This is a genomic window from Streptomyces sp. Root1304 (assembly GCF_001426405.1).
GTDB lineage: Bacteria > Actinomycetota > Actinomycetes > Streptomycetales > Streptomycetaceae > Streptomyces.
The window spans coordinates 1,023,281-1,042,753 of record NZ_LMEP01000001.1 but is presented as its reverse complement, the minus strand read 5'-3'; the positions used below and the strand labels follow the sequence as shown (position 1 = coordinate 1,042,753).

The following is a 19,473-nucleotide window of genomic DNA, read 5'->3' as shown; positions in this document are numbered from 1 at the left end:
TGTATACCCCTCGTGGGTATATGGTACCGATCCCCGCCGATCCGGGCGGGGGTCCGTGCTGTTCACTGTGCCTGATGGGCGACACTGAGAGACGCCGGTTAGCCGTGGCCGGATGATGCGCCTAGCATCAGCCTGACCGAAACCCAGCACCCCGAGGACCTCACGTGCGATTTCGTCTGACCCCCAGGGAGACGAGCTTCTACGACATGTTCGCCGCGTCCGCGGACAACATCGTCACGGGCTCGAAGCTCCTGATGGAACTGCTCGGGGCGGAGCCTTCCGCCCGGGCCGAGATCGCGGAGCGGATGCGGGCAGCGGAGCACGCCGGCGACGACGCGACCCATGCCATCTTCCATCAGCTGAACTCCTCGTTCATCACGCCCTTCGACCGCGAGGACATCTACAACCTCGCGTCCTCCCTCGACGACATCATGGACTTCATGGAGGAGGCCGTCGACCTGGTCGTCCTCTACAACGTCGAGGAGCTTCCCAAGGGCGTCGAGCAGCAGATCGAGGTGCTGGCGCGGGCGGCCGAGCTGACCGCCGAGGCCATGCCGAACCTGCGGACCATGGCCAACCTCACCGAGTACTGGATCGAGGTCAACCGTCTGGAGAACCAGGCCGACCAGATCCACCGCAAGCTTCTGGCGACGCTCTTCAACGGCAAGTACGACGCCATCGAGGTGCTCAAGCTCAAGCAGATCGTGGATGTGCTGGAAGAGGCGGCCGACGCGTTCGAGCACGTGGCCAACACGGTGGAGACCATCGCGGTCAAGGAGTCCTGAGGCTTCGTGGACACCTTCGCTCTGATCGTGACCATCGGTGTCGCGCTCGGCTTCACGTATACGAACGGCTTTCACGACTCCGCCAATGCCATCGCCACCTCGGTGTCGACGCGTGCGCTGACCCCCCGGGCGGCCCTCGCGATGGCGGCGGTGATGAACCTCGCCGGTGCCTTCATGGGCAGCGGTGTCGCCAAGACGGTCAGTGAGGGTCTGATCGAGACCCCGCACGGCGACAAGGGGATGGGCATCCTCTTCGCCGCGCTCGTCGGCGCGATCATCTGGAACCTGGTCACCTGGTACTTCGGTCTGCCGTCCTCGTCCTCGCACGCGCTGTTCGGCGGCATGGTGGGCGCCGCGCTCGCCGGCGGGACCGAGGTCATCTGGGGCGGGGTGCTCGACAAGGTCGTCATCCCGATGTTCATCTCGCCGGTGGTCGGCCTCGTGGTCGGTTACCTGGTGATGTGCGCGATCATGTGGATGTTCCGCCGGGCCAACCCGCACAAGGCCAAGCGCGGTTTCCGCATCGCGCAGACGGTGTCGGCGGCCGGCATGGCGCTCGGCCACGGTCTGCAGGACGCGCAGAAGACCATGGGCATCGTGGTGATGGCCCTGGTCATCGCCGATGTGCAGGACGCCGGGGACGACATCCCGGTGTGGGTGAAGATCGCCTGTGCCGTGATGCTCTCGCTCGGTACGTACGCGGGCGGCTGGCGCATCATGCGGACGCTCGGCCGGAAGATCATCGAGCTGGACCCGCCGCAGGGCTTCGCGGCGGAGACCACCGGTGCGTCGATCATGTTCGGCTCGGCGTTCCTCTTCCACGCGCCGATCTCGACGACCCATGTCATCACCTCCGCGATCATGGGCGTGGGCGCGACCAAGCGCGTCAACGCGGTCCGGTGGGGCGTCGCGAAGAACATCATCCTGGGATGGTTCATCACGATGCCGGCGGCCGCGGTGGTCGCGGCGCTGAGCTACTACGTGGTGCAGCTGTTCTTCGGCTGACCGTCCGGGACGAAATGGTCGGGCCCGGCTCCCCTGTGGGGGAGCCGGGCCCTTCGTCGTACGGTGGCACCGCCATGCAGCACCGCAGACGAGTCTTTATCCGAAGCGGCCGGAGATGTAGTCCTCGGTCGCCTGGACGCTCGGGTTGGAGAAGATCCGCTCGGTGTCGTCGAGCTCGATCAGCTTGCCGGGCTGGCCGACGGCCGCCAGGTTGAAGAAGGCCGTACGGTCCGAGACACGGGCGGCCTGCTGCATGTTGTGCGTCACGATGACGATCGTGAAGCGCTCCTTCAGCTCGCCGATGAGGTCCTCGATCGCCAGCGTCGAGATCGGGTCGAGGGCCGAGCAGGGCTCGTCCATCAGCAGGACCTCGGGCTCGACCGCGATGGCGCGGGCGATGCACAGGCGCTGCTGCTGACCGCCGGAGAGGCCGGAGCCGGGCTTGTTGAGGCGGTCCTTGACCTCGTTCCAGAGGTTGGCGCCCTTGAGGGACTTCTCGACGATGTCGTTGAGCTGGGACTTCTTGTAGTTGCCGTTGAGCCGCAGGCCCGCCGCCACGTTGTCGAAGATCGACATGGTGGGGAAGGGGTTGGGGCGCTGGAACACCATGCCGACCGTGCGGCGCACGGCGACCGGGTCGACGTTGGTGCCGTACAGGTTCTCGTCGTCCAGCATCACCTTGCCCTCGACGCGGCCGCCGGGGGTGACCTCGTGCATCCGGTTGAGGGTGCGGAGGAAGGTGGACTTGCCGCAGCCGGAGGGGCCGATGAAGGCCGTCACGGAGCGGGGCTCGACGGTCATCGAGATGTCGTCGATCGCCTTGTGGGCGCCGTAGTAGGCGGAGAGGCCGCTGACGTCGATTCGCTTGGCCATATCAATTCACTTCCAGAGGTGGACGCTGGTCAGCGGCCGGTCTTGGGGGCCTTCCAGCGGGCGATGCCGCGGGCCACCATGTTGAGGATCATGACGAAGGCGATCAGGACGAGCGCTGCGGCCCAGGCGCGGGCCACGGCTGCGTCGGTGCCGACCGCGTACTGCTCGTACACGTAGAGCGGCAGGGAGGACTGGGCGCCTTCGAAGGGGTTCGGGTTGATGAGCTTCGTACCGAACACGAGGAGCAGGACCGGGGCGGTCTCACCGGTGATACGGGCGACCGCGAGCATGACGCCCGTGGTGATGCCGCCGATCGCGGTGGGCAGGACCACCTTCAGGATGGTGCGCCACTTGGGGATGCCGAGGGCGAGGGAGGCCTCGCGGAGCTCGTTCGGGACGAGCTTGAGCATCTCCTCGGTGGAGCGGACCACGACCGGCATCATCAGGATGGCGAGGGCCATCGCGCCGGCGAAACCGGAGGGGCCGAAGCCCAGGATCAGGTTCCAGGTGGCGAGGACGAAGAGGCCGGCGACGATCGACGGGATGCCCGTCATGACGTCGACGAAGAAGGTGACGGCCTTGGCGAGCTTCCCGTTGCCGTACTCGACCAGGTAGACCGCGGTCAGCAGGCCGATCGGCGCGGCGATCACGGTCGCGATGCCGACCTGCTCGATGGTGCCGAGCAGCGCGTGGTAGACGCCGCCGCCGGCCTCGGTGTCGAGGACGCCGTTCATCGAGTGGGTCAGGAAGTAGAAGTCGAGGACCTGCGCGCCCTTGCTGATCGTGACCCAGCCGAGGGAGAGCAGCGGGATGACGGCGAGGACGAAGCACACCCAGACGAGGCTGGTGGCGACGCGGTCCTTGGCCTGGCGGCGGCCCTCGACCTTGGTGGTCACGGCGAAGGTGACGAGGACGAAGAGCAGCGCGGCGATCAGGCCCCACTGGACCTTGCTGTGCCAGCCGGCCGCGAGACCGATGCCGATGCCTCCGGCGACCGAGCCGACCGCGACCGCGAGCGGGGTCCAGCGGGGGAGCCGGGCGTGGGAGAGGGATCCGCGGGGCGTGGCCACCGAGACCGGACGATCCTGTATGGCGTGGCTCATGCCGCGGCCCCCGAGTACTCCTTGCGGCGGCCGATGATCCAGCGGGCGCCGCCGTTGACGAGCAGGGTGATGACGAAGAGGACGAGACCGGAGGCGATCAGCGCGTCCCGGCCGAACTCGTTCGCCTCGTTGAACTTGGCGGCGATGTTCTGCGCGAAGGTGCCGCCGCCCGGGTCGAGCAGGTGGCCCGAGAGGACGAAGCTGGGGGAGAGGACCACGGCGACGGCCATGGTCTCGCCGAGTGCGCGGCCGAGGCCCAGCATGGAGGCGGAGATGATGCCGGAGCGGCCGAAGGGCAGCACCGACATGCGGATGACCTCCCAGCGGGTGGCGCCGAGGGCGAGCGCGGCTTCCTCGTGCATCTTCGGGGCCTGGAGGAAGACCTCACGGGTGACGTTGGTGATGATCGGCAGGACCATGATCGCCAGCAGGATGCCCACGGTGAAGAGGTTGCGGGCGACGCCGTCGGCGGACTTGTCGAAGATGTACGTCCAGCCCAGGTACTGGTCCAGCCACTGGTTGAGGCCGTCCAGGTAGGGGACGAGGAAGATCGCGCCCCAGAGGCCGTAGATGATGCTGGGCACCGCGGCGAGCAGGTCGACCACGTACGCGAGCGGCTTGGCCAGCTTGCGCGGGGCGTAGTGCGAGATGAAGAGCGCGATGCCGATCGCGACCGGTACGGCGATGGCCATGGCGATCACCGAGGACACGATCGTGCCGAAGGCGAGGACGGCGATGCCGAAGACCGGCGGGTTCCCGGCCGGGTTCCACTCGAAGGTGGTGAAGAAGTTGGCCTCGTCCTTCGAGATGGCGAGGACGGCGCGGTAGGTCAGGAAGGCCGCGATGGCGGCCATGATGACGAGCAGGGTGATGCCGGAGCCCTTGGAGAGGCCGCTGAAGACGCGGTCCCCGGGGCGGGCAGCGCTCTTGGCGCGCCTGCTCCTGTTCTTCTCTATGGCGGGTGGTGTCGAGGTAACCATCGGATTCTCCGGTCTGCGGAGCCTTGCGGCTCCTGGCGGCGGTGCACCGGATGCCGGGGGCGGCCTCCTCCACGGGAGGTGAGGGGGCCGCCCCCGGCCGGGGGTCAGGACAGGGTCGGGACGATGGCGCGGACCTTGGCCGCGATCTCGGCCGGCATCGGCGCGTAGTCGGCGTCGGTGAGGACCTTCTGGCCCTCCTCGCTGATCGCGTAGTTGAGGAACGCCTTCAGGGTCGGCAGGGTCTCCGCCTTGTTGCCCTTGTCGCAGGCGATCTCGTACGTGACGAGGACCAGCGGGTAGGCGCCCTCGGCCTTGGTGGTGTAGTCGAGGGAGAGGGCCACGTCGTTGCCGGTGCCCTTGACCTTCGCGGCGGCGATGGCCTTGGAGGCGTTCTCCGAGGTGGCGGCGACCGGGGCGGAGGCGCCGGTGTTGACGCTGACCGTGGAGATCTTGTTGGCGGTGGCGTGGGAGAGCTCGAAGTAGCCGATGGAGCCCTCCGCGTTCTTCACCGCCTGGGCGACACCGGAGGAGCCGTTGGCGGCCTGGCCGTCCGGGGCGGGCCACGACTTGGTCTTCGGGTCGTACTTCCAGTCGGCCGCGGCGGCGGTCGAGAGGTACTTGCCCAGGTTCTGGGTGGTGCCGGACTCGTCCGAGCGGTGGAACGCCTGGATGGTGGAGTCGGGAAGCTTCGCGCCCGGGTTCAGCTTGACGATCGCCGGGTCGTTCCACTTGGTGATCTTCATGTTGAAGATCTTGGCGATCGTGGGGGCGTCCAGGACCAGGTTGTCCACGCCGTCCAGCTTGTAGCCGATGGCGATGGGGCCGCCGACCATGGGCAGGTTGACGCCGGTGCCGCCCTTGCAGATCTTCTTGGACTCGGCGACCTCTTCGTCCTTCAGGGCGGAGTCGGAGCCCGCGAAGGCGACCTGGCCCTGGTTGAACTTGGTGATGCCACCGCCGGAGCCGATGCCCTGGTAGTTGACCTCGACGCCCGAGCAGGCGGCCTGGAAGTTCTTGACCCAGAGGTCGACCGCGTTCTCCTGCGCGCTGGAGCCCGCGGCGAGCAGCTGGCCCTTGGCGCCGTCGCACTTGATGGTGGACGCCGCGGCGGAGGTCTTGGTGCCGTTTTCCTTGGCCGGGGTCTCCGTGTTGTTGTCCGAGCCACACGCCGAGAGGACGAAGGCGCCGGAGACGACGAGGGCACCGATCGCGGAGGCGCGAAGCCCGTTCTTGCGCGAAAGCTTCACTTGCGGGTGTTCCTTCCAGAAGCCGCCCTGTCGCGGACCGGGTGTCCTGAACGTTCTACGGCGGCGTGTGTCGGTGGGTGGTGCGTCGCTGTGCTCTGTGCACCGTGTAAGGCCGAAATTAGGCAGAACAGGTGAAGCGGTCGACGGAGGAGAGTGAACGGAAAGTGAACCGTGCCGGAAGCCCGGGTGCGGGGGCTCGGGTGGGCGGCGGGAGGCCGGCCGGGGGTGAGGCGGCGGAGGGGAGAGATCAGGCCGGGGCGTGCGGGGGTGACGGGCGCCGGGCAGGGTCGCCGTGGGTGTCGGTCTGCGCCCGGGCGTGGGCTCGGGCCCGGCTCAGTGGTGGGTGGTCGCCATGGCCGCGTCCAGGAGTTCGCGGTCCCGGGGCCGGCTGAGGCGGGCGCGGGCCTCGGCCGGGGGGAGCCAGACGAGGGCGTCGACCTCGTGGCTCGGGACGAACGCACCGCCGAGGGCGCGGGCCGCCCAGTAGTCGACCTCCTTGGGACGGCCGTCCACCGTGTAGTGGGCCGTCGGCAGCCGGGGGCCCGGCTCGCAGCGCTGCCCCGTCTCCTCGTACACCTCGCGCAGCGCGCAGGCCTCCGCGGTCTCCGCGCGCTTCCGCTTGCCCTTCGGGTGCGACCAGTCGTCGTACTTCGGCCGGTGCACGAGCGCGATCTCGATGCCGTGACCGGTGGGCGCCGGGCGCCAGAGCACGCACCCGGCGGCACGGACCGGATCCCGGCGCGGCTGTGTCACGGGACCGGTGCCGTCGTTCTTCGCCAGGTGCGCTGGAAGGCGAAGCGGGCCGCTTCGACCTCGTGGCGCTGGTCGGCGTGGAGGACTCCCAGGGCGTACGCGGTCGCCGGGGCGATGCGCGGGGTGCGGGCCGCGGCGGCGGCGGCCGCGGCGGCTTCCGCGGCGTCGCGGTGGCGGTCCAGGGCGCGGGCGGCCTCGTACAGGACGGAGTCGGGTTCGCCGCCGGTGTGCAGGGCCTCGGTGGCGTACCGGTGCAGCCGGAGCAGCAGCCGGGTGTGGTGCCAGGGCGCGTCCTGGTGCTCCCCGGCGGCGAGCGCGAGCGCCTCCGCGTTGTACGGGTGGGCCGCGCGCGTCAGGGGCAGCGCGGCCACCGCTTCCAGGAGGCGCCGCTCCGCGAGCTCGGCGGGCCCGTCCAGGACCTCGACGGCGGGCGCGGTGCCGACGGGGCCGAGCGGCACCTCGGAGGCGAGGAGCGCGACGGCGTCGGCGAGGGCGTGGAACCGGGCCGAGCCCAGCGCCTGGAGGGACGCCGAGTGGGCGCGTGTCCGGGCCAGGGTGAGCTGGCGTTCCAGCAGGGCGCCGGCCCGTGCCGCGCCGACGGTGAGCCCGGCGGACTCGCTGCCGCGGGCGGCGGGGACGGGGTCCTGGGGGGCGCCGGCGCCGTTGAGCTGGGTGCCGCCGGCGCCCGCCGCCTTGGCCGCGCCCCTGCCCGGTGTCGTACCGACGGCCGGTGACGGGCCTCCCGAGCCGTTCGACAGCCGGGACAGCGCGTCCACCAGGCGGAACAGCCGGGAGGTGCAGGCCTGCTCCACGGCCAGCGTGCCCGACAGCCAGACCAGCTCGGTGCGGAGCTGGTCCGCCCAGGCCGTGTCGAGCAGCGGCCGGAAGGTGTGGAGGGTGCCGCTGATCCGGCGGGCGGCGCCGCGCAGGGTGCGGGCCGCCTCCTCCGCTCCGGCCGTGTCGGATCCGCTCTCGCCGTGGAGCCGGAGGCCGCGGAGGAAGTCCGCGGCACGGGCGTGCAGGTAGGGGGCCAGGACCTCGCCCGCCGAGACGTCCTGCGCATGGTCAGGGTTGTGCACGCCGGCGCCTCCGCGCGTCGATGAGCATCTCCTGGACGTGCCGTAGGGGGCGGCCCTCGGGGTCGGTCGCGTGCCGCGTCCAGTTCCCGTCGGGGCCGAGGTGCCAGGAGGAGGTGGTGTCGGACATCCCGGTCTCCAGGAGCCGGGTGAGCGCCGCCCGGTGCGCCGGGTCGGAGACCCGTACGAGGGCCTCGATCCGGCGGTCCAGGTTGCGGTGCATCATGTCGGCGCTGCCGAACCAGACCTCGGGTTCGCCGCCGTTGCCGAAGGCGAAGACCCGGGAGTGCTCCAGGAAGCGGCCGAGGATCGAGCGGACCCGGATGTTCTCCGAGAGCCCGGTGACGCCGGGGCGCACGGCGCAGATGCCGCGGACCCAGATGTCGACGGGGACTCCGGCCCGGGAGGCCTGGTAGCAGGCGTCGATGATCGCTTCGTCGACCATCGAGTTGACCTTGATCCGCACGTACGCGGGCCGGCCGGCGCGGTGGTGGGCGATCTCCTTGGTGATCCGGGAGACCAGCCCGTCCCGCAGCGACTTCGGGGCGGTGAGCAGACGGCGGTACGTCTCGCGGCGGGAGTAGCCGGAGAGCCGGTTGAAGAGGTCGGACAGGTCCGCGCCGACCTGCGGGTCGGCGGTGAGCAGGCCCAGGTCCTCGTAGAGGCGGGCCGTCTTCGGGTGGTAGTTGCCGGTGCCGACGTGGGAGTAGCGGCGCAGCAGCTCGCCCTCCTGCCGGACGACCAGCGACAGCTTGCAGTGGGTCTTCAGGCCGACGAGGCCGTAGACGACGTGGCAGCCGGCCTCCTCCAGCTTCCGCGCCCACTTGATGTTGGCCTGCTCGTCGAAGCGGGCCTTGATCTCGACGAGGACCAGGACCTGCTTGCCGGACTCGGCCGCGTCGATGAGGGCGTCGACTATCGGGGAGTCGCCGGAGGTGCGGTACAGGGTCTGCTTGATCGCGAGGACGTCCGGGTCGGCGGCCGCCTGCTCCAGGAAGGCCTGCACGGACGTCGAGAACGAGTCGTACGGGTGGTGGAGCAGGACGTCCCGTTCGCGCAGCGCCGCGAAGACGTCCGGTGCGGACGCCGACTCGACCTCGGCGAGGTCGCGGTGAGTGCCGGCGACGAACGTCGGGTACTTCAGCTCCGGCCGGTCCTGCCCGGAGATCCCGAAGAGCCCGGTCAGGTCCAGCGGGCCCGGCAGCGGGTAGACCTCGGCGTCGGAGACCTTCAGCTCGCGGACCAGCAGGTCGAGGACGTAGGGGTCGATGGACTCCTCGACCTCCAGGCGCACCGGCGGGCCGAAGCGGCGCCGCATGAGCTCCTTCTCCAGGGCCTGGAGCAGGTTCTCGGCGTCGTCCTCCTCGACCTCCAGGTCCTCGTTCCTGGTCACCCGGAACATGTGGTGCGCGAGCACCTCCATGCCGGGGAACAGCTCCTCCAGGTGCGCCGCGATGACGTCCTCCAGGGGGACGTACCGCTGCGGGGAGGCCTCCAGGAAGCGGGAGAGCAGCGGGGGCACCTTCACGCGCGCGAAGTGGCGGTGGCCGCTGACCGGATTGCGTACGACCACGGCGAGGTTGAGGCTCAGGCCGGAGATGTACGGGAAGGGGTGCGCCGGGTCCACGGCGAGCGGGGTGAGGACCGGGAAGATCTGCTGCCGGAACAGGGTGAAGAGCCGCGCCTGCTCCTTCTCCGTGAGCTCGGGCCAGCGGATGAGGTGGATGCCCTCGTCGGCGAGGGCCGGGGCGACGTCCTGCTGGTAGCAGGCGGCGTGCCGGGCCATGAGCTCGCGCGAGCGCGTCCAGATCAGGTCGAGGACCTCGCGGGGCTGGAGGCCGGAGGCGGAGCGGGTGGCGACGCCGGTGGCGATGCGGCGCTTGAGGCCGGCGACCCGGACCATGAAGAACTCGTCGAGGTTCGAGGCGAAGATCGCGAGGAAGTTCGCCCGTTCGAGGAGGGGGGTCGTCGGGTCCTCGGCGAGTTCGAGGACGCGCTCGTTGAACGCGAGCCAGCTGCGCTCCCGGTCGAGGAAGCGCCCCTGCGGCAGCTCGTCGCCGAGTGTGCCGTCGTCCTCGTAGGTGTCGGGATCCGAGTCCAGGTCGGCGTCGAGGCCGGTGACGACGGCGCCGTTCACGATCTGCGCGCGGTGCGCGGTGAGGGAACCCAGGGACGGCGCGGCGGGCGCCGTTCCGGACACGGGGGCGGACGACGTGGCGGAGGACTGGACCGGGACCTCGGCGGGCTGCTGGCTCATGGCCCCATTCTTCCGCGCGAAGGGGTGGTCGGGCGCGTCGGAGCGGGCCGTGGGGGAGGGAAGTCTCCCCTTGGGGAGGGCGGACACGGAGCGCTTCATTGCGTGAGCGTCGCAAGCGCGTCTGAATGGCCGGTAACGACGACATGTCGTACGGGAATCGGGGGCGGGGCCGTGTGCGGGCCCCGCCCGCGGGGATTTTCTAGGGGTGGCGGGTCCGGAGGACGCGGAAGGCGGCGAAGGCGACGAGGGCGGTGAGGGCGAGGAGGATGCCGGTCTCGATGAGCTGGGTGGGCCAGAAGTGGGACTGGGGGTGGTAGTCGACGTACTGGCCGGTGATGTTCTTCGCCGCGAGGCAGGCGCTCTGGTCCTGCGACGGGTCCCAGCAGAGCCACTCGGTGGTTCGCCCTCCGTCACGGAAGAGCATGCCCATGTCCATCATGAGCCCGTTGTCGGGGACGTTGAGGTGGCGGGCTTCCGGTCCGACGGGGCCGGTGACCGTGAGCACCGGGAGGAAGCTCCACCGGAGGGAGCCGAGGACGAGCAGGACCGCGCCCGTGACCAGGCCGGTCGCGGCCATCGCCAGGAGCGTGCGGCGGATGAGCTGTCCGAGGAGCGCGCCGATGGCCACGGCGAGGAGGACATAGGCGACGAGGACGCTTCCGGTCGCCTCGTACGAGCCCCGGTCCGACCAATGGAGCTGCCACAAGCCCGAGACCCGACCCCAGCCGATCCGGTGGACGGCGATGAGGGCAAGTGTGGCCGCGACGGAGGCGACGGACGTGGTGAGCAGCTTCGAGGCGAGCCAGCGGTCCGGGCTGATCGACTGGGTGAGGGAGAGCTTGTACGTCCCCGATTCCAGCTCGCGGGCGACCAGGGGGCCGGCCACGAAGGCCCCGACGAGGAGCGGCAGGAAGACCATGCCGAGGGAGAGGTACTCCATGGCCCATCGGAGCATGCCGAAGCCGTGATTCTCGTTGGACGGGACCAGGTAGCGGCCCTGCATGTACGTGTCCGGGGTCTGGGCGTCCCAGATCCGCAGCCCCCCGATCGTCGCCAGGGCCAGGATCACCAGGGCTCCCGTCAGCCGCAGCGTCCGTCGGTACTGGCGGACCGTCACCCAGTAGGGGCCCTTCAGGGCGAGGCTGCTCATGCCGGGACTCCTTCGGAGGGGGTGCGGAGATGGGCCAGGAGGAGTTCCTCCAGGGAGGGTTCCGTCGTCTCCCAGGGGCCTTCGACCGGGCCCTCGTGGCGGATCAGCGCGGTGAGCTGACGGCCCGTGGTGCGGGACTCGACGACCGTGTGCGGGGCGAGGTCGCCGACCGGGCCGGTGAGCAGGGTGTGGGCGGCGAGGAGGTCGTCGACGGGTCCGTCGAGCCGTATCCGTCCGCCGTGCAGCAGGAGGAGGTGGTCGCAGGCGCCCTCCAACTCGGTGAGGATGTGGGAGGACATGACGACGGTGGTCCCGTGTTCGGCGGCGTCGGCCATGAGCAGGCCCATCAGCTGGTGCCGGGCGAGCGGGTCGAGGTCGGCCATCGGCTCGTCGAGGAGCAGCAGTTCGGCGCGTTTCCCGAGGGCGAGTGCGAGGGCGACGCGGGTGCGCTGGCCGCCGGAGAGGTCGCGTACGAGGGCGCGCGGGTCGAGTTCGTCGGCGACGACCCGCCGGGCGGCGGCCTCGTCCCAGCGGCCGGGGTTGAGCTCGCGGCCCATGCGCAGGGTGTCGGCGACGCTCAGCCGGGGGTGGAGCGGCTTGTCCTGGGCGACGTACGCGAGGTGTTCGCGGGCCGGGGCGTGGATCGTGCCCTCGGTGGGCCGAAGGAGCCCTGCGGCGAGGGAGAGGAGGGTGGACTTGCCAGAGCCGTTGGGGCCGACGAGGGCACAGACGCGTCCGGTGGGGAGGGCGAAGTCGCATTCCCTGAGGGCCCAGCGGTGGCCCCGCCCTCGGTATTTCTTGCCCAGGAGATCGGCCTCCAGCGCGATGCCGTCCCTTGTCATGCGTCGTCCCCCTCGAAGTGTTCCCTCAGTACGGATGTGAAGAGCGCGGCCACGTCCTCCCGCTCCAGTCCCGCCGCTCGTGCCCGGCGGGCCCAGTCGGCGAGTTCGCCGCGTAGGGGCGAGTCGGCCGGGTTCGTGCCGAGCGTGGCGCGGACGAAGGTGCCGAGGCCCCTGCGGGGCTCGACCAGGCCTTCGCGTTCGAGTTCGCGGTAGGCCTTGAGGACCGTGTTGGGGTTGATGGCCGTCGCTTCGACGACCTCGCGTGCGGTGGGCAGTCGGTCGCCGGGTTCCAGGAGGCCCATCCGGAGGGCCTGTTTCGTCTGCTGGACGATCTGGAGGTAGGTGGCGACGCCACTGCGCCGGTCGATGCGGTACTCGACCACGATCCCTTCCACCACCCTTTCACTAATCAAGTAGTGGAAGGGTGGTGCAAAGAAGGGGGCGGTGTCAACCGCCCCCTGGTGAACCGGACTTACGGTTCTACGACTCCGTGCGGTACATCAGGTCCACCTCGTGCGTGACGAAGCCCAGCCGCTCGTACACCGTCACCGCCGCCGTGTTGTCGGCGTCCACGTACAGCATCGCCGTCGGCAGCCCCTGCGCCGCCAGGTGCCGCAGGCCGATCGCCGTCAGCGCCTTGCCGAGGCCGCCGCCCTGGGCGGTCGGCAGGATGCCGACCACGTAGACCTCCCCGAGTTGCTCCTCGCCGTGCGTCTTCGTCCAGTGGAAGCCGACCAGCTTGCCGTCCTTCTCCGCCAGGAAGAAGCCCTTCGGGTCGAACCAGGGCTCCGCCATCCGGTCGTCCAGGTCGCGCTGGGTGAGCGAGCCCTGCTCCGGGTGGTGGGCGAACGCGGTCGCGTTGACCGCGAGCCAGGCCGTGTCGTCCTGGCCGGGCACGAAGGTACGGACGGTGACGCCCTCGGGGAGCGCCGGCTCGGGGATGTCGAGCGGGGCGAGCGGGCGCCGCAGCTGGCGCAGTTCGCGGAAGAGCGTCAGCCCGAGGACCTGCGCGAGGTGCCGGGCGGCCGACTTGCCGCCGTGCGCCCAGACGCGCAGCCGCTTGCCGGAGGCGGCGAGCAGGGCGGTGCCGAGCGCCCGGCCGTGGCCGCGGCCCCGGTGGGAGGGGTGGACGACCAGCTCGGCGGCGGGGGCCTCGATGGGGTCGGTCTCCTCCAGCTGGGCGTAGCCGTAGAGGTGGGCGCCGACGGTGAGCAGGAAGTGGCGGACGCCTTCGCGGCTGCCGTGGCGGAGGTAGAGCCGTCCCTGTTCGGAGACCGCGTGGACGCCGTCGGCGCTGTCGGCGGCCTCCAGCAGGTCCAGTACGTCCTGGATCTGCTCGGGCGTGAGCTCGTCATACGTGTGGATCTGCCGTCCCGGTTCGAGGGCCGGCGCCGCGTCGGAAGTCATGGGCACGACCTTACGGCGACACGCCGCCGCGCCGGGGAAAGGCGGCGGCAACTGTCTTGTAACCCGCTACCCCCTGTTGCGCTACGCGCGTTGACTCTAGGCTGCACCGGCAGACGGGGGCGTATGTCAACGCCACAAAAGGGGCAAGGGGACGAGTGGGAGAGATGGCGACACCGAGGAAGAACAAGACCGCGCGGCGTGTTCTGGCCGCTGGGGCGGGACTTGCGACGGTCGGGGCGCTCGTCGCCGCGATGCCGTCGGCCGGGGCGAGCGGCGACGTGTTCGCCGCCGGGCAGGGCAACGGCAAGGGCTGGGGCCGGATGGTCGACGTCCAGCTGCTGTCCTTCAACGACCTGCACGGCAACCTGGAGCCGCCGGCCGGTTCGTCCGGGCAGGTCACCCGGACCAAGGCGGACGGCACCGCCGAGAAGATCGACGCCGGCGGTGTCGAGTACCTGGCCACGCACCTGCGTCAGGCGCGTCAGGGGAACCGTTACTCCGTGACGGCGGCGGCCGGTGACCTCATCGGTGCCTCGCCCCTGCTGTCCGGGCTCTTCCACGACGAGCCGACCATCGGTGCGCTGAACCAGCTGGACCTGGACGTCACCTCGGTGGGCAACCACGAGTTCGACGAGGGTGCCGTCGAGCTGGCCCGGATGCAGAACGGCGGCTGTCACCCGACCGCCGGCTGCTTCGTCAAGGGCGAGGAGTTCGAGGGTGCCGACTTCCCGTACCTCGCGGCCAACGTGACGAACGAGAAGACCGGCAAGCCGCTGCTCGACCCGTACTTCATCTGGGAGAAGGACGGCGTCCGGATCGGTTTCATCGGCGTGACCCTGGAGGGCACCCCGAACGTCGTCACCGCCGAGGGCGTCAAGGGCCTCAAGTTCGGTGACGAGGTCGAGACGATCAACAAGTACACGAAGGTCCTGGAGCGCAAGGGCGTCAAGTCCATCGTCGCACTGGTCCACGAGGGCGGCATGCCGGCCTCGCAGGCCGTCGACTACAACTGCGACGGCAATGGCGACGGTGAGGGCGAGGGCGTCTCCGGCGCGATCGTGGACATCGCGAAGAAGGTCTCGCCGCAGGTCGACGCGCTGGTCACCGGCCACACCCACCAGGCGTACGTGTGCAGCATCCCGGACCCGGCGGGCAAGCCGCGCCTGGTCACCTCGGCGTCCTCGTTCGGCAAGCTGTACACCGACACGACGCTGACGTACGACCGCGCCACCAAGGACATCGTGCGGACGGCCGTCGCGTCGGCCAACCACATCGTCACGCGTGACGTGCCGAAGGCCGCGGACGTCACGAAGCTGATCGAGGACTGGCGGACGATCGCGGCCCCGGTCGCGAACCGCCCGCAGGGCTTCATCGCCGCCGACATCAACGGCCGCGGCTCCACGGCGTACGAGAAGCCGCTCGGCGACCTGATCGCCGACGCGCAGCTGGAGGGCCTGGCCCCCGCGGACAAGGGCGGCGCGCAGCTGGCCCTGATGAACCCGGGCGGCATCCGCTCCGACCTCGTCTTCAAGGCGTCCGGCGCCGAGGGCGACGGCGTGGTGACGTACGGCGAGTCCTTCACCGTGCAGCCCTTCACCAACATGATGAACGTGGTCGACCTGACCGGCGCGAACCTGATCACCGCGCTGAAGCAGCAGGTCAGCGGCTCCAACCTGAACTCCGTCAAGATCCTTCAGATCTCGAAGGGCCTCACGTACACGCTCGACATGACGAAGACGGGCGCGGACCGCGTCGTCGACGGCACGATCAAGCTGAACGGTGAGGCGATCGACCCGTCGAAGACCTACCGCGTCGCGATGAACGAGTTCCTCGCGGGCGGCGGCGACGGCTTCGCGGCTCTGGCCACCGGCACGAACAAGCTGGTCGGCGCCTCGGACCTGGACGTCTTCAACGCCTACCTGGCGAGCCGCTCCTCGGCGTCCGCCCCGCTGCCGGTCCCGGCGGCGAACCGCATCACCGTCGTGCAGTAGTACCCGGGCGCAGCCCGAGGGGCACCCCGGGCACGGCCTGAGGGGCGCCCCGGGGAAGGGGGTGGCGGACCGCCGGATTCGGCGGTCCGTCGCCCCCTTCCCTGTTTTGATATGGACCTGTCATGCTGCGGCGCATGGAGCGACGTAGCTTTCTCGTGGGGGCCCTCGCCGCAGGGGCCGGAGTGATGCTCGGGGCGCCCGCCGCCTCGGCCGTGGACGTACGCGCGTGGATGGGGGCGCACGGCGACGGCATCCCGCTCCAGCGGCTCACGATCCCCGGCACGCACGACTCCGGCGCCCGGTTCGGCGGGCCCTGGTCGGAGTGCCAGAACACCACCATCGGGCAGCAGCTGGACAGCGGCATCCGGTTCCTGGACGTCAGATGCCGGGTGACAAGCGGCTCCTTCGCCATCCACCACGGACCCTCGTACCAGAACATGATGTTCGGCGACGTCCTCGTCGCCTGCCGGGACTTCCTCGCCGCCCACCCCTCCGAGACCGTCCTCATGCGGGTCAAGCAGGAGTACTCGGAGGAGTCCGACGCCACCTTCCGCGCGGTCTTCGACGACTACCTCGACGGACGTGGCTGGCGCTCCCTCTTCCGGATCGGCAACGGGGTGCCGCTGCTCGGAGAGGCCCGCGGCAAGGTCGTCCTGATCGCCGACAACGGCGGCCTGCCCGGCGGACTGCGCTGGGGGGACGGCTCCACCCTCGCCATCCAGGACGACTGGAACGCCCTGCCCGACGCCAAGTACCCCAAGATCGAGGCACACTTCCGCACGGCCGTCGCCCAGCCCGGCCGCCTCTACGTGAACTTCGTCAGCACCTCGGCCTCCCTGCCGCCCCGCTGGAACTCCGACCGCCTCAACCCCCGCGTCCACGGCTTCCTCGACGGCGCGGAGATGTCCGGCCGGACGGGCCTGGGAATCGTCCCGATGGACTTCCCCAACACCCGCACGGGGCTGGTGGAGGCGCTTCTCCGGCACAACTAGGGGGAGCCGCGCCCGGCTCAGGCCGGCTGCCCGGCCCTCGGCGTCTTCTCGCCGTGCACCGCCGTGTACTCGGCCGCCAGCCAGGGCCCCAGCTCGTCGACGAGCACGTCCAGGACGGCCGGATCGGGCGCGGTCGCCCGGCCCGTCGTCACCGCGAGCCGCATCTGCGCCGCGCGCTCCGGGTAGTAGCCGCCGAACACCTCCGCCGACCGGTCGAGATCGCTGGTCCAGCCGCCCCAGCGCGGCATGACCAGGGTGAAGCCGGTACGGACCAGGCGGCGGCCGACCCTCCGCCCCAGGGCGCGCGGGTCGGTGCCCACGTCGGCGCGGGCCCGCCAGCCCGGGAGCAGCCGGGCGAGGTCGCCGTTGGTCTCACGGGCGAGGAGCGAGGTCGGCCGGTACGGGGGCAGCCCGGCGGCGAGGTCGGGGCCGAGCAGCGGGGTGCAGAGGCAGGCGAGGAAGAAGCCCGCGTCATGGCGTTCGGCCTCGCTGAGCAGCGACCCGGTGCCGGACAGCAGGAAGCCGACGCCGTCGACCTCGGGGAAGTCGCGGTCGAGCCCCGCCTCGACGGCGCGCGCGTCGGCGCGGTCGGCCGCCGTGGGCTCCCGGTGGAGGGCCAGCTGCAGGTCGAGGTCGGAGACGCCGGGGATCGCGGTGCCGCGCGGAACACTGCCGTACAGATAGGCGCTGTGCAGGCGGTCCGGCCCGAACACCGCCGCGATCCGTGCGCGGGCGGCCTCGACGGCCGGCGCGAACGCCGGGGCCACCCGCTCCAGGGCGCCTTCGCGCGCGATCGTTCCGTCGGGGGCGAGGCCGCGTTCGTCCATGCCGACACCCTCCCCGGTACGGCCGCCGGGCGCCCCCGATATCCGCCCCCGCCGGCGCCTCAGTGCTCCGGTGGCGGTGTCGGTGCCCCCGGCAGTCGTACCGTCGCCACCGTCCCGCCGGACGTCGCCGGGGCCAGGGTCACCGTGCCGCCCGCGTGGTGGATCGTGCGGGCCACGATCGACAGGCCCAGGCCCGAGCCCGGGAGGCTGCGGGCCGAGGGGGAGCGCCAGAAGCGTTCGAAGACGTGCGGGAGTTCGTCCGGGGGGATGCCGGGGCCCTCGTCGCGGACCGTGAGTTCGCCGCGCATCAGGGTCACCTCGACCGTGCCCCGGGGCGGCGAGAACTTCACCGCGTTGTCCAGGACGTTGACCAGCGCCCGTTCCAGGGCCGCCGCGTCCGCCCGTACGTACCAGGGCGCCAGGTCCGTGACGAAGGTCAGCTCCGGGCCGCGCAGCCGCGCCCGGTCCAGGGCCGTCCGCAGGATCGTGTGGAAGGGGACCACGGCGAGCGGCCCCGGTTCGGCCGTGTCCGGGCGGGCCAGTTCCTGGAGGTCGCCGATCAGCGCGGCCAGCTCCGTCATCTGCGCCTTCACCGAGGCCATCAGGGCCCGCCGGTCCTCCGGCGGGATCGCCCGGCCGGTCTCCTCGCTGCGCGCGAGCAGCTCGACGTTGGTGCGCAGCGAGGTGAGGGGCGTACGGAGTTCGTGGCCGGCGTCCGCGATGAGCTGCGCCTGCCGGTCCCGGGAGGTCGCGAGCGCCGCCGTCATCGCGTTGAACGAGCGGGACAGCCGGGCGATCTCGTCCTCGCCCTCCACCGGGATGCGGACGGTCAGGTCCTCGGTCGCGGCCACGTGCTCGACGGCCCCGGTCAGCCGGTTCACCGGCTCCAGACCGGTCCGCGCGACCCAGAGCCCGGCCGCGCCCGCGCCGACGACGCCGATCCCGGAGACCAGGAACAGCACCCAGCGCAGGGTGGACATCGAGTTGTCGATCTCGTCGAGGGGCCGGGCGACGGAGACCGCGAGCCCGATCGGTCCCTCCTGCGGGTAGGTGTAGACCCGCATCTCCCGCCCGGCGTCGTCCTTGACGGTGTGCAGGACGTACTCCAGCTGCCCCCGCGCCACCGCGAGGTCACCGGCTCCGGCCGGGATCGCGGCCTTGCCGGAGGTGCACACGCTGCCGTTGGCGAGGATCACCTGCACGGTGTACGAGCCCGCCACCGGCGGCGGCGTCGTGCCCTGCCGGCACAGCGAGAGGAGGCTCTGCACCCCGTTCGGGTCGAGCCGGGTGCCGCGCAGCGAGGAGTCCATCTCGGCTTCCAGCTGCGCCCGGGTGACGAACCAGCAGGCCAGCGACACCGCCGCCACCGCGACCGCCACCGCGACCGCCGTGAGCAGCGCGAGCCGCGAGCGCAGCGGCCGGGAACGGAACCACGTCAGGGGACCGGTCACTCCCCGCCTCCTCCGCGCAGCGCGTACCCGACGCCCCGCACCGTGTGCACGAGGCGCGGCTCGCCGCCGGCCTCCGTCTTGCGCCGCAGGTACATCACGTACACGTCCAGCGAGTTCGAGCTCGGTTCGAAGTCGAAGCCCCACACCGCCTTGAGGATCTGCTCGCGGGTGAGGACCTGGCGCGGGTGCGCGAGGAACATCTCCAGGAGCGTGAACTCGGTCCGGGTCAGCTCGACCGTCCGCCCGCCCCGGGTCACCTCGCGGGTGGCCAGGTCCATCCGCAGGTCCTCGAAGGACAGCACGTCGGCGTCGGCCGGGCCGCCGGACCGGGCGGAGGCGTACGAGCTGCGCCGCAGCAGCGCCCTGATCCGGGCGAACAGCTCGTCCAGCTCGAAGGGCTTCACGAGGTAGTCGTCCGCGCCCGCGTCGAGTCCGGTGACGCGGTCGCCGACGGTGTCGCGGGCGGTCAGCATCAGGATCGGCACGGTGGAGCCGGAGGCCCGGATGCGGCGGGCCGCCGTCAGCCCGTCCATCCGGGGCATCTGGACGTCGAGGACGACGAGGTCGGGGGCGTACGACTCCATCCGGGCGAGCGCGTCCAGGCCGTCGACGGCGTCCTGCGTCCCGTACCCCTCGAAGGCGAGGCTGCGGCGCAGGGCCTCCCGTACGGCGGGCTCGTCGTCGACGATGAGGATGCGTTCGGCTTCGTGTCGCTGGTCGGTCATGGGCTCAGC

18 protein-coding genes are annotated in these 19,473 nt (G+C 71.0%); 4 read left to right on the top strand and 14 right to left on the bottom strand.

The annotated features are described in order from the left end of the window. Nucleotides 1–164 precede the first annotated feature (164 nt). Both ASD33_RS04865 and ASD33_RS04860 read left to right on the top strand, forming a co-directional pair. A complete protein-coding gene (locus ASD33_RS04865; protein WP_015035093.1) occupies nt 165–785 on the top strand; it encodes a DUF47 family protein in 621 nt (206 codons plus the stop codon). 6 nt (nt 786–791) lie between these two features. Beyond that, nucleotides 792–1,790 carry an inorganic phosphate transporter gene (locus ASD33_RS04860; protein WP_056553609.1) on the top strand — a complete coding sequence of 333 codons (999 nt, stop codon included), beginning with the start codon at nt 792–794 and terminating at the stop codon, nt 1,788–1,790. Between the two features lie 96 nt (nt 1,791–1,886). On the opposite strand, the gene pstB is transcribed toward ASD33_RS04860, so the two are convergent. The 11 genes from pstB to mshD form a co-directional block, all read right to left on the bottom strand. Further along, nucleotides 1,887–2,663 carry a phosphate ABC transporter ATP-binding protein PstB gene (gene pstB, locus ASD33_RS04855; RefSeq protein WP_056553606.1) on the bottom strand — a complete coding sequence of 259 codons (777 nt, stop codon included), beginning with the start codon at nt 2,661–2,663 and terminating at the stop codon, nt 1,887–1,889. Between the two features lie 29 nt (nt 2,664–2,692). Beyond that, on the bottom strand, nt 2,693–3,766 hold the full coding sequence (gene pstA, locus ASD33_RS04850; RefSeq protein WP_056553602.1) for a phosphate ABC transporter permease PstA: 1,074 nt from the start codon (nt 3,764–3,766) through the stop codon (nt 2,693–2,695). Next, nucleotides 3,763–4,746, bottom strand: a complete 984-nt coding sequence (pstC, locus tag ASD33_RS04845) for a phosphate ABC transporter permease subunit PstC (RefSeq protein WP_056553599.1) — start codon at nt 4,744–4,746, stop codon at nt 3,763–3,765. Before pstC ends, pstA begins: the two co-directional genes overlap by 4 nt. 104 nt (nt 4,747–4,850) lie before the next feature. Continuing rightward, nucleotides 4,851–5,993, bottom strand: coding sequence for a phosphate ABC transporter substrate-binding protein PstS (gene pstS, locus ASD33_RS04840; RefSeq protein ID WP_056553597.1), 1,143 nt, complete (start codon nt 5,991–5,993; stop codon nt 4,851–4,853). Between the two features lie 333 nt (nt 5,994–6,326). Further along, complete coding sequence (locus ASD33_RS04835; protein ID WP_056553594.1) at nt 6,327–6,746, bottom strand: NUDIX hydrolase; 420 nt, start codon at nt 6,744–6,746, stop codon at nt 6,327–6,329. Next, nucleotides 6,743–7,825, bottom strand: a complete 1,083-nt coding sequence (locus ASD33_RS04830; protein ID WP_056553590.1) for a CHAD domain-containing protein — start codon at nt 7,823–7,825, stop codon at nt 6,743–6,745. Before ASD33_RS04830 ends, ASD33_RS04835 begins: the two co-directional genes overlap by 4 nt. After that, nucleotides 7,812–10,079, bottom strand: a complete 2,268-nt coding sequence (locus tag ASD33_RS04825; protein WP_056553588.1) for an RNA degradosome polyphosphate kinase — start codon at nt 10,077–10,079, stop codon at nt 7,812–7,814. The genes ASD33_RS04830 and ASD33_RS04825 overlap by 14 nt, the downstream gene beginning before the upstream one ends. A 199-nt stretch (nt 10,080–10,278) precedes the next feature. Then, on the bottom strand, nt 10,279–11,229 hold the full coding sequence (locus tag ASD33_RS04820; RefSeq protein ID WP_056553585.1) for an ABC transporter permease subunit: 951 nt from the start codon (nt 11,227–11,229) through the stop codon (nt 10,279–10,281). Continuing rightward, entirely contained in the window at nt 11,226–12,071 is an 846-nt protein-coding gene (locus ASD33_RS04815; RefSeq protein WP_056553582.1) for an ABC transporter ATP-binding protein, read from the bottom strand. The genes ASD33_RS04820 and ASD33_RS04815 overlap by 4 nt, the downstream gene beginning before the upstream one ends. Further along, a complete protein-coding gene (locus ASD33_RS04810; RefSeq protein ID WP_056553925.1) occupies nt 12,068–12,454 on the bottom strand; it encodes a GntR family transcriptional regulator in 387 nt (128 codons plus the stop codon). Before ASD33_RS04810 ends, ASD33_RS04815 begins: the two co-directional genes overlap by 4 nt. A 97-nt stretch (nt 12,455–12,551) precedes the next feature. Next, a complete protein-coding gene (gene mshD, locus ASD33_RS04805; RefSeq protein WP_056553579.1) occupies nt 12,552–13,478 on the bottom strand; it encodes a mycothiol synthase in 927 nt (308 codons plus the stop codon). Between the two features lie 164 nt (nt 13,479–13,642). On the opposite strand from mshD, the gene ASD33_RS04800 reads away from it, so the two are divergent. Together ASD33_RS04800 and ASD33_RS04795 are read left to right on the top strand one after the other, a co-directional pair. Next, on the top strand, nt 13,643–15,469 hold the full coding sequence (locus ASD33_RS04800) for a bifunctional metallophosphatase/5'-nucleotidase (protein WP_056553575.1): 1,827 nt from the start codon (nt 13,643–13,645) through the stop codon (nt 15,467–15,469). A 134-nt stretch (nt 15,470–15,603) separates the two neighbouring features. After that, a complete protein-coding gene (locus tag ASD33_RS04795; RefSeq protein ID WP_056553923.1) occupies nt 15,604–16,461 on the top strand; it encodes a phosphatidylinositol-specific phospholipase C domain-containing protein in 858 nt (285 codons plus the stop codon). 17 nt (nt 16,462–16,478) lie between these two features. Here ASD33_RS04795 and ASD33_RS04790 read toward each other — a convergent pair whose 3' ends face one another. The 3 genes from ASD33_RS04790 to ASD33_RS04780 are packed head-to-tail and all read right to left on the bottom strand — an operon-like array spanning nt 16,479 to nt 19,464. After that, nucleotides 16,479–17,288, bottom strand: a complete 810-nt coding sequence (locus ASD33_RS04790; protein ID WP_056553572.1) for a hypothetical protein — start codon at nt 17,286–17,288, stop codon at nt 16,479–16,481. A gap of 59 nt (nt 17,289–17,347) precedes the next feature. Continuing rightward, nucleotides 17,348–18,739, bottom strand: a complete 1,392-nt coding sequence (locus tag ASD33_RS04785; RefSeq protein ID WP_056553569.1) for a HAMP domain-containing sensor histidine kinase — start codon at nt 18,737–18,739, stop codon at nt 17,348–17,350. Continuing rightward, nucleotides 18,736–19,464, bottom strand: a complete 729-nt coding sequence (locus ASD33_RS04780) for a response regulator transcription factor (protein ID WP_056553567.1) — start codon at nt 19,462–19,464, stop codon at nt 18,736–18,738. The genes ASD33_RS04785 and ASD33_RS04780 overlap by 4 nt, the downstream gene beginning before the upstream one ends. Nucleotides 19,465–19,473: the final 9 nt, after the last annotated feature.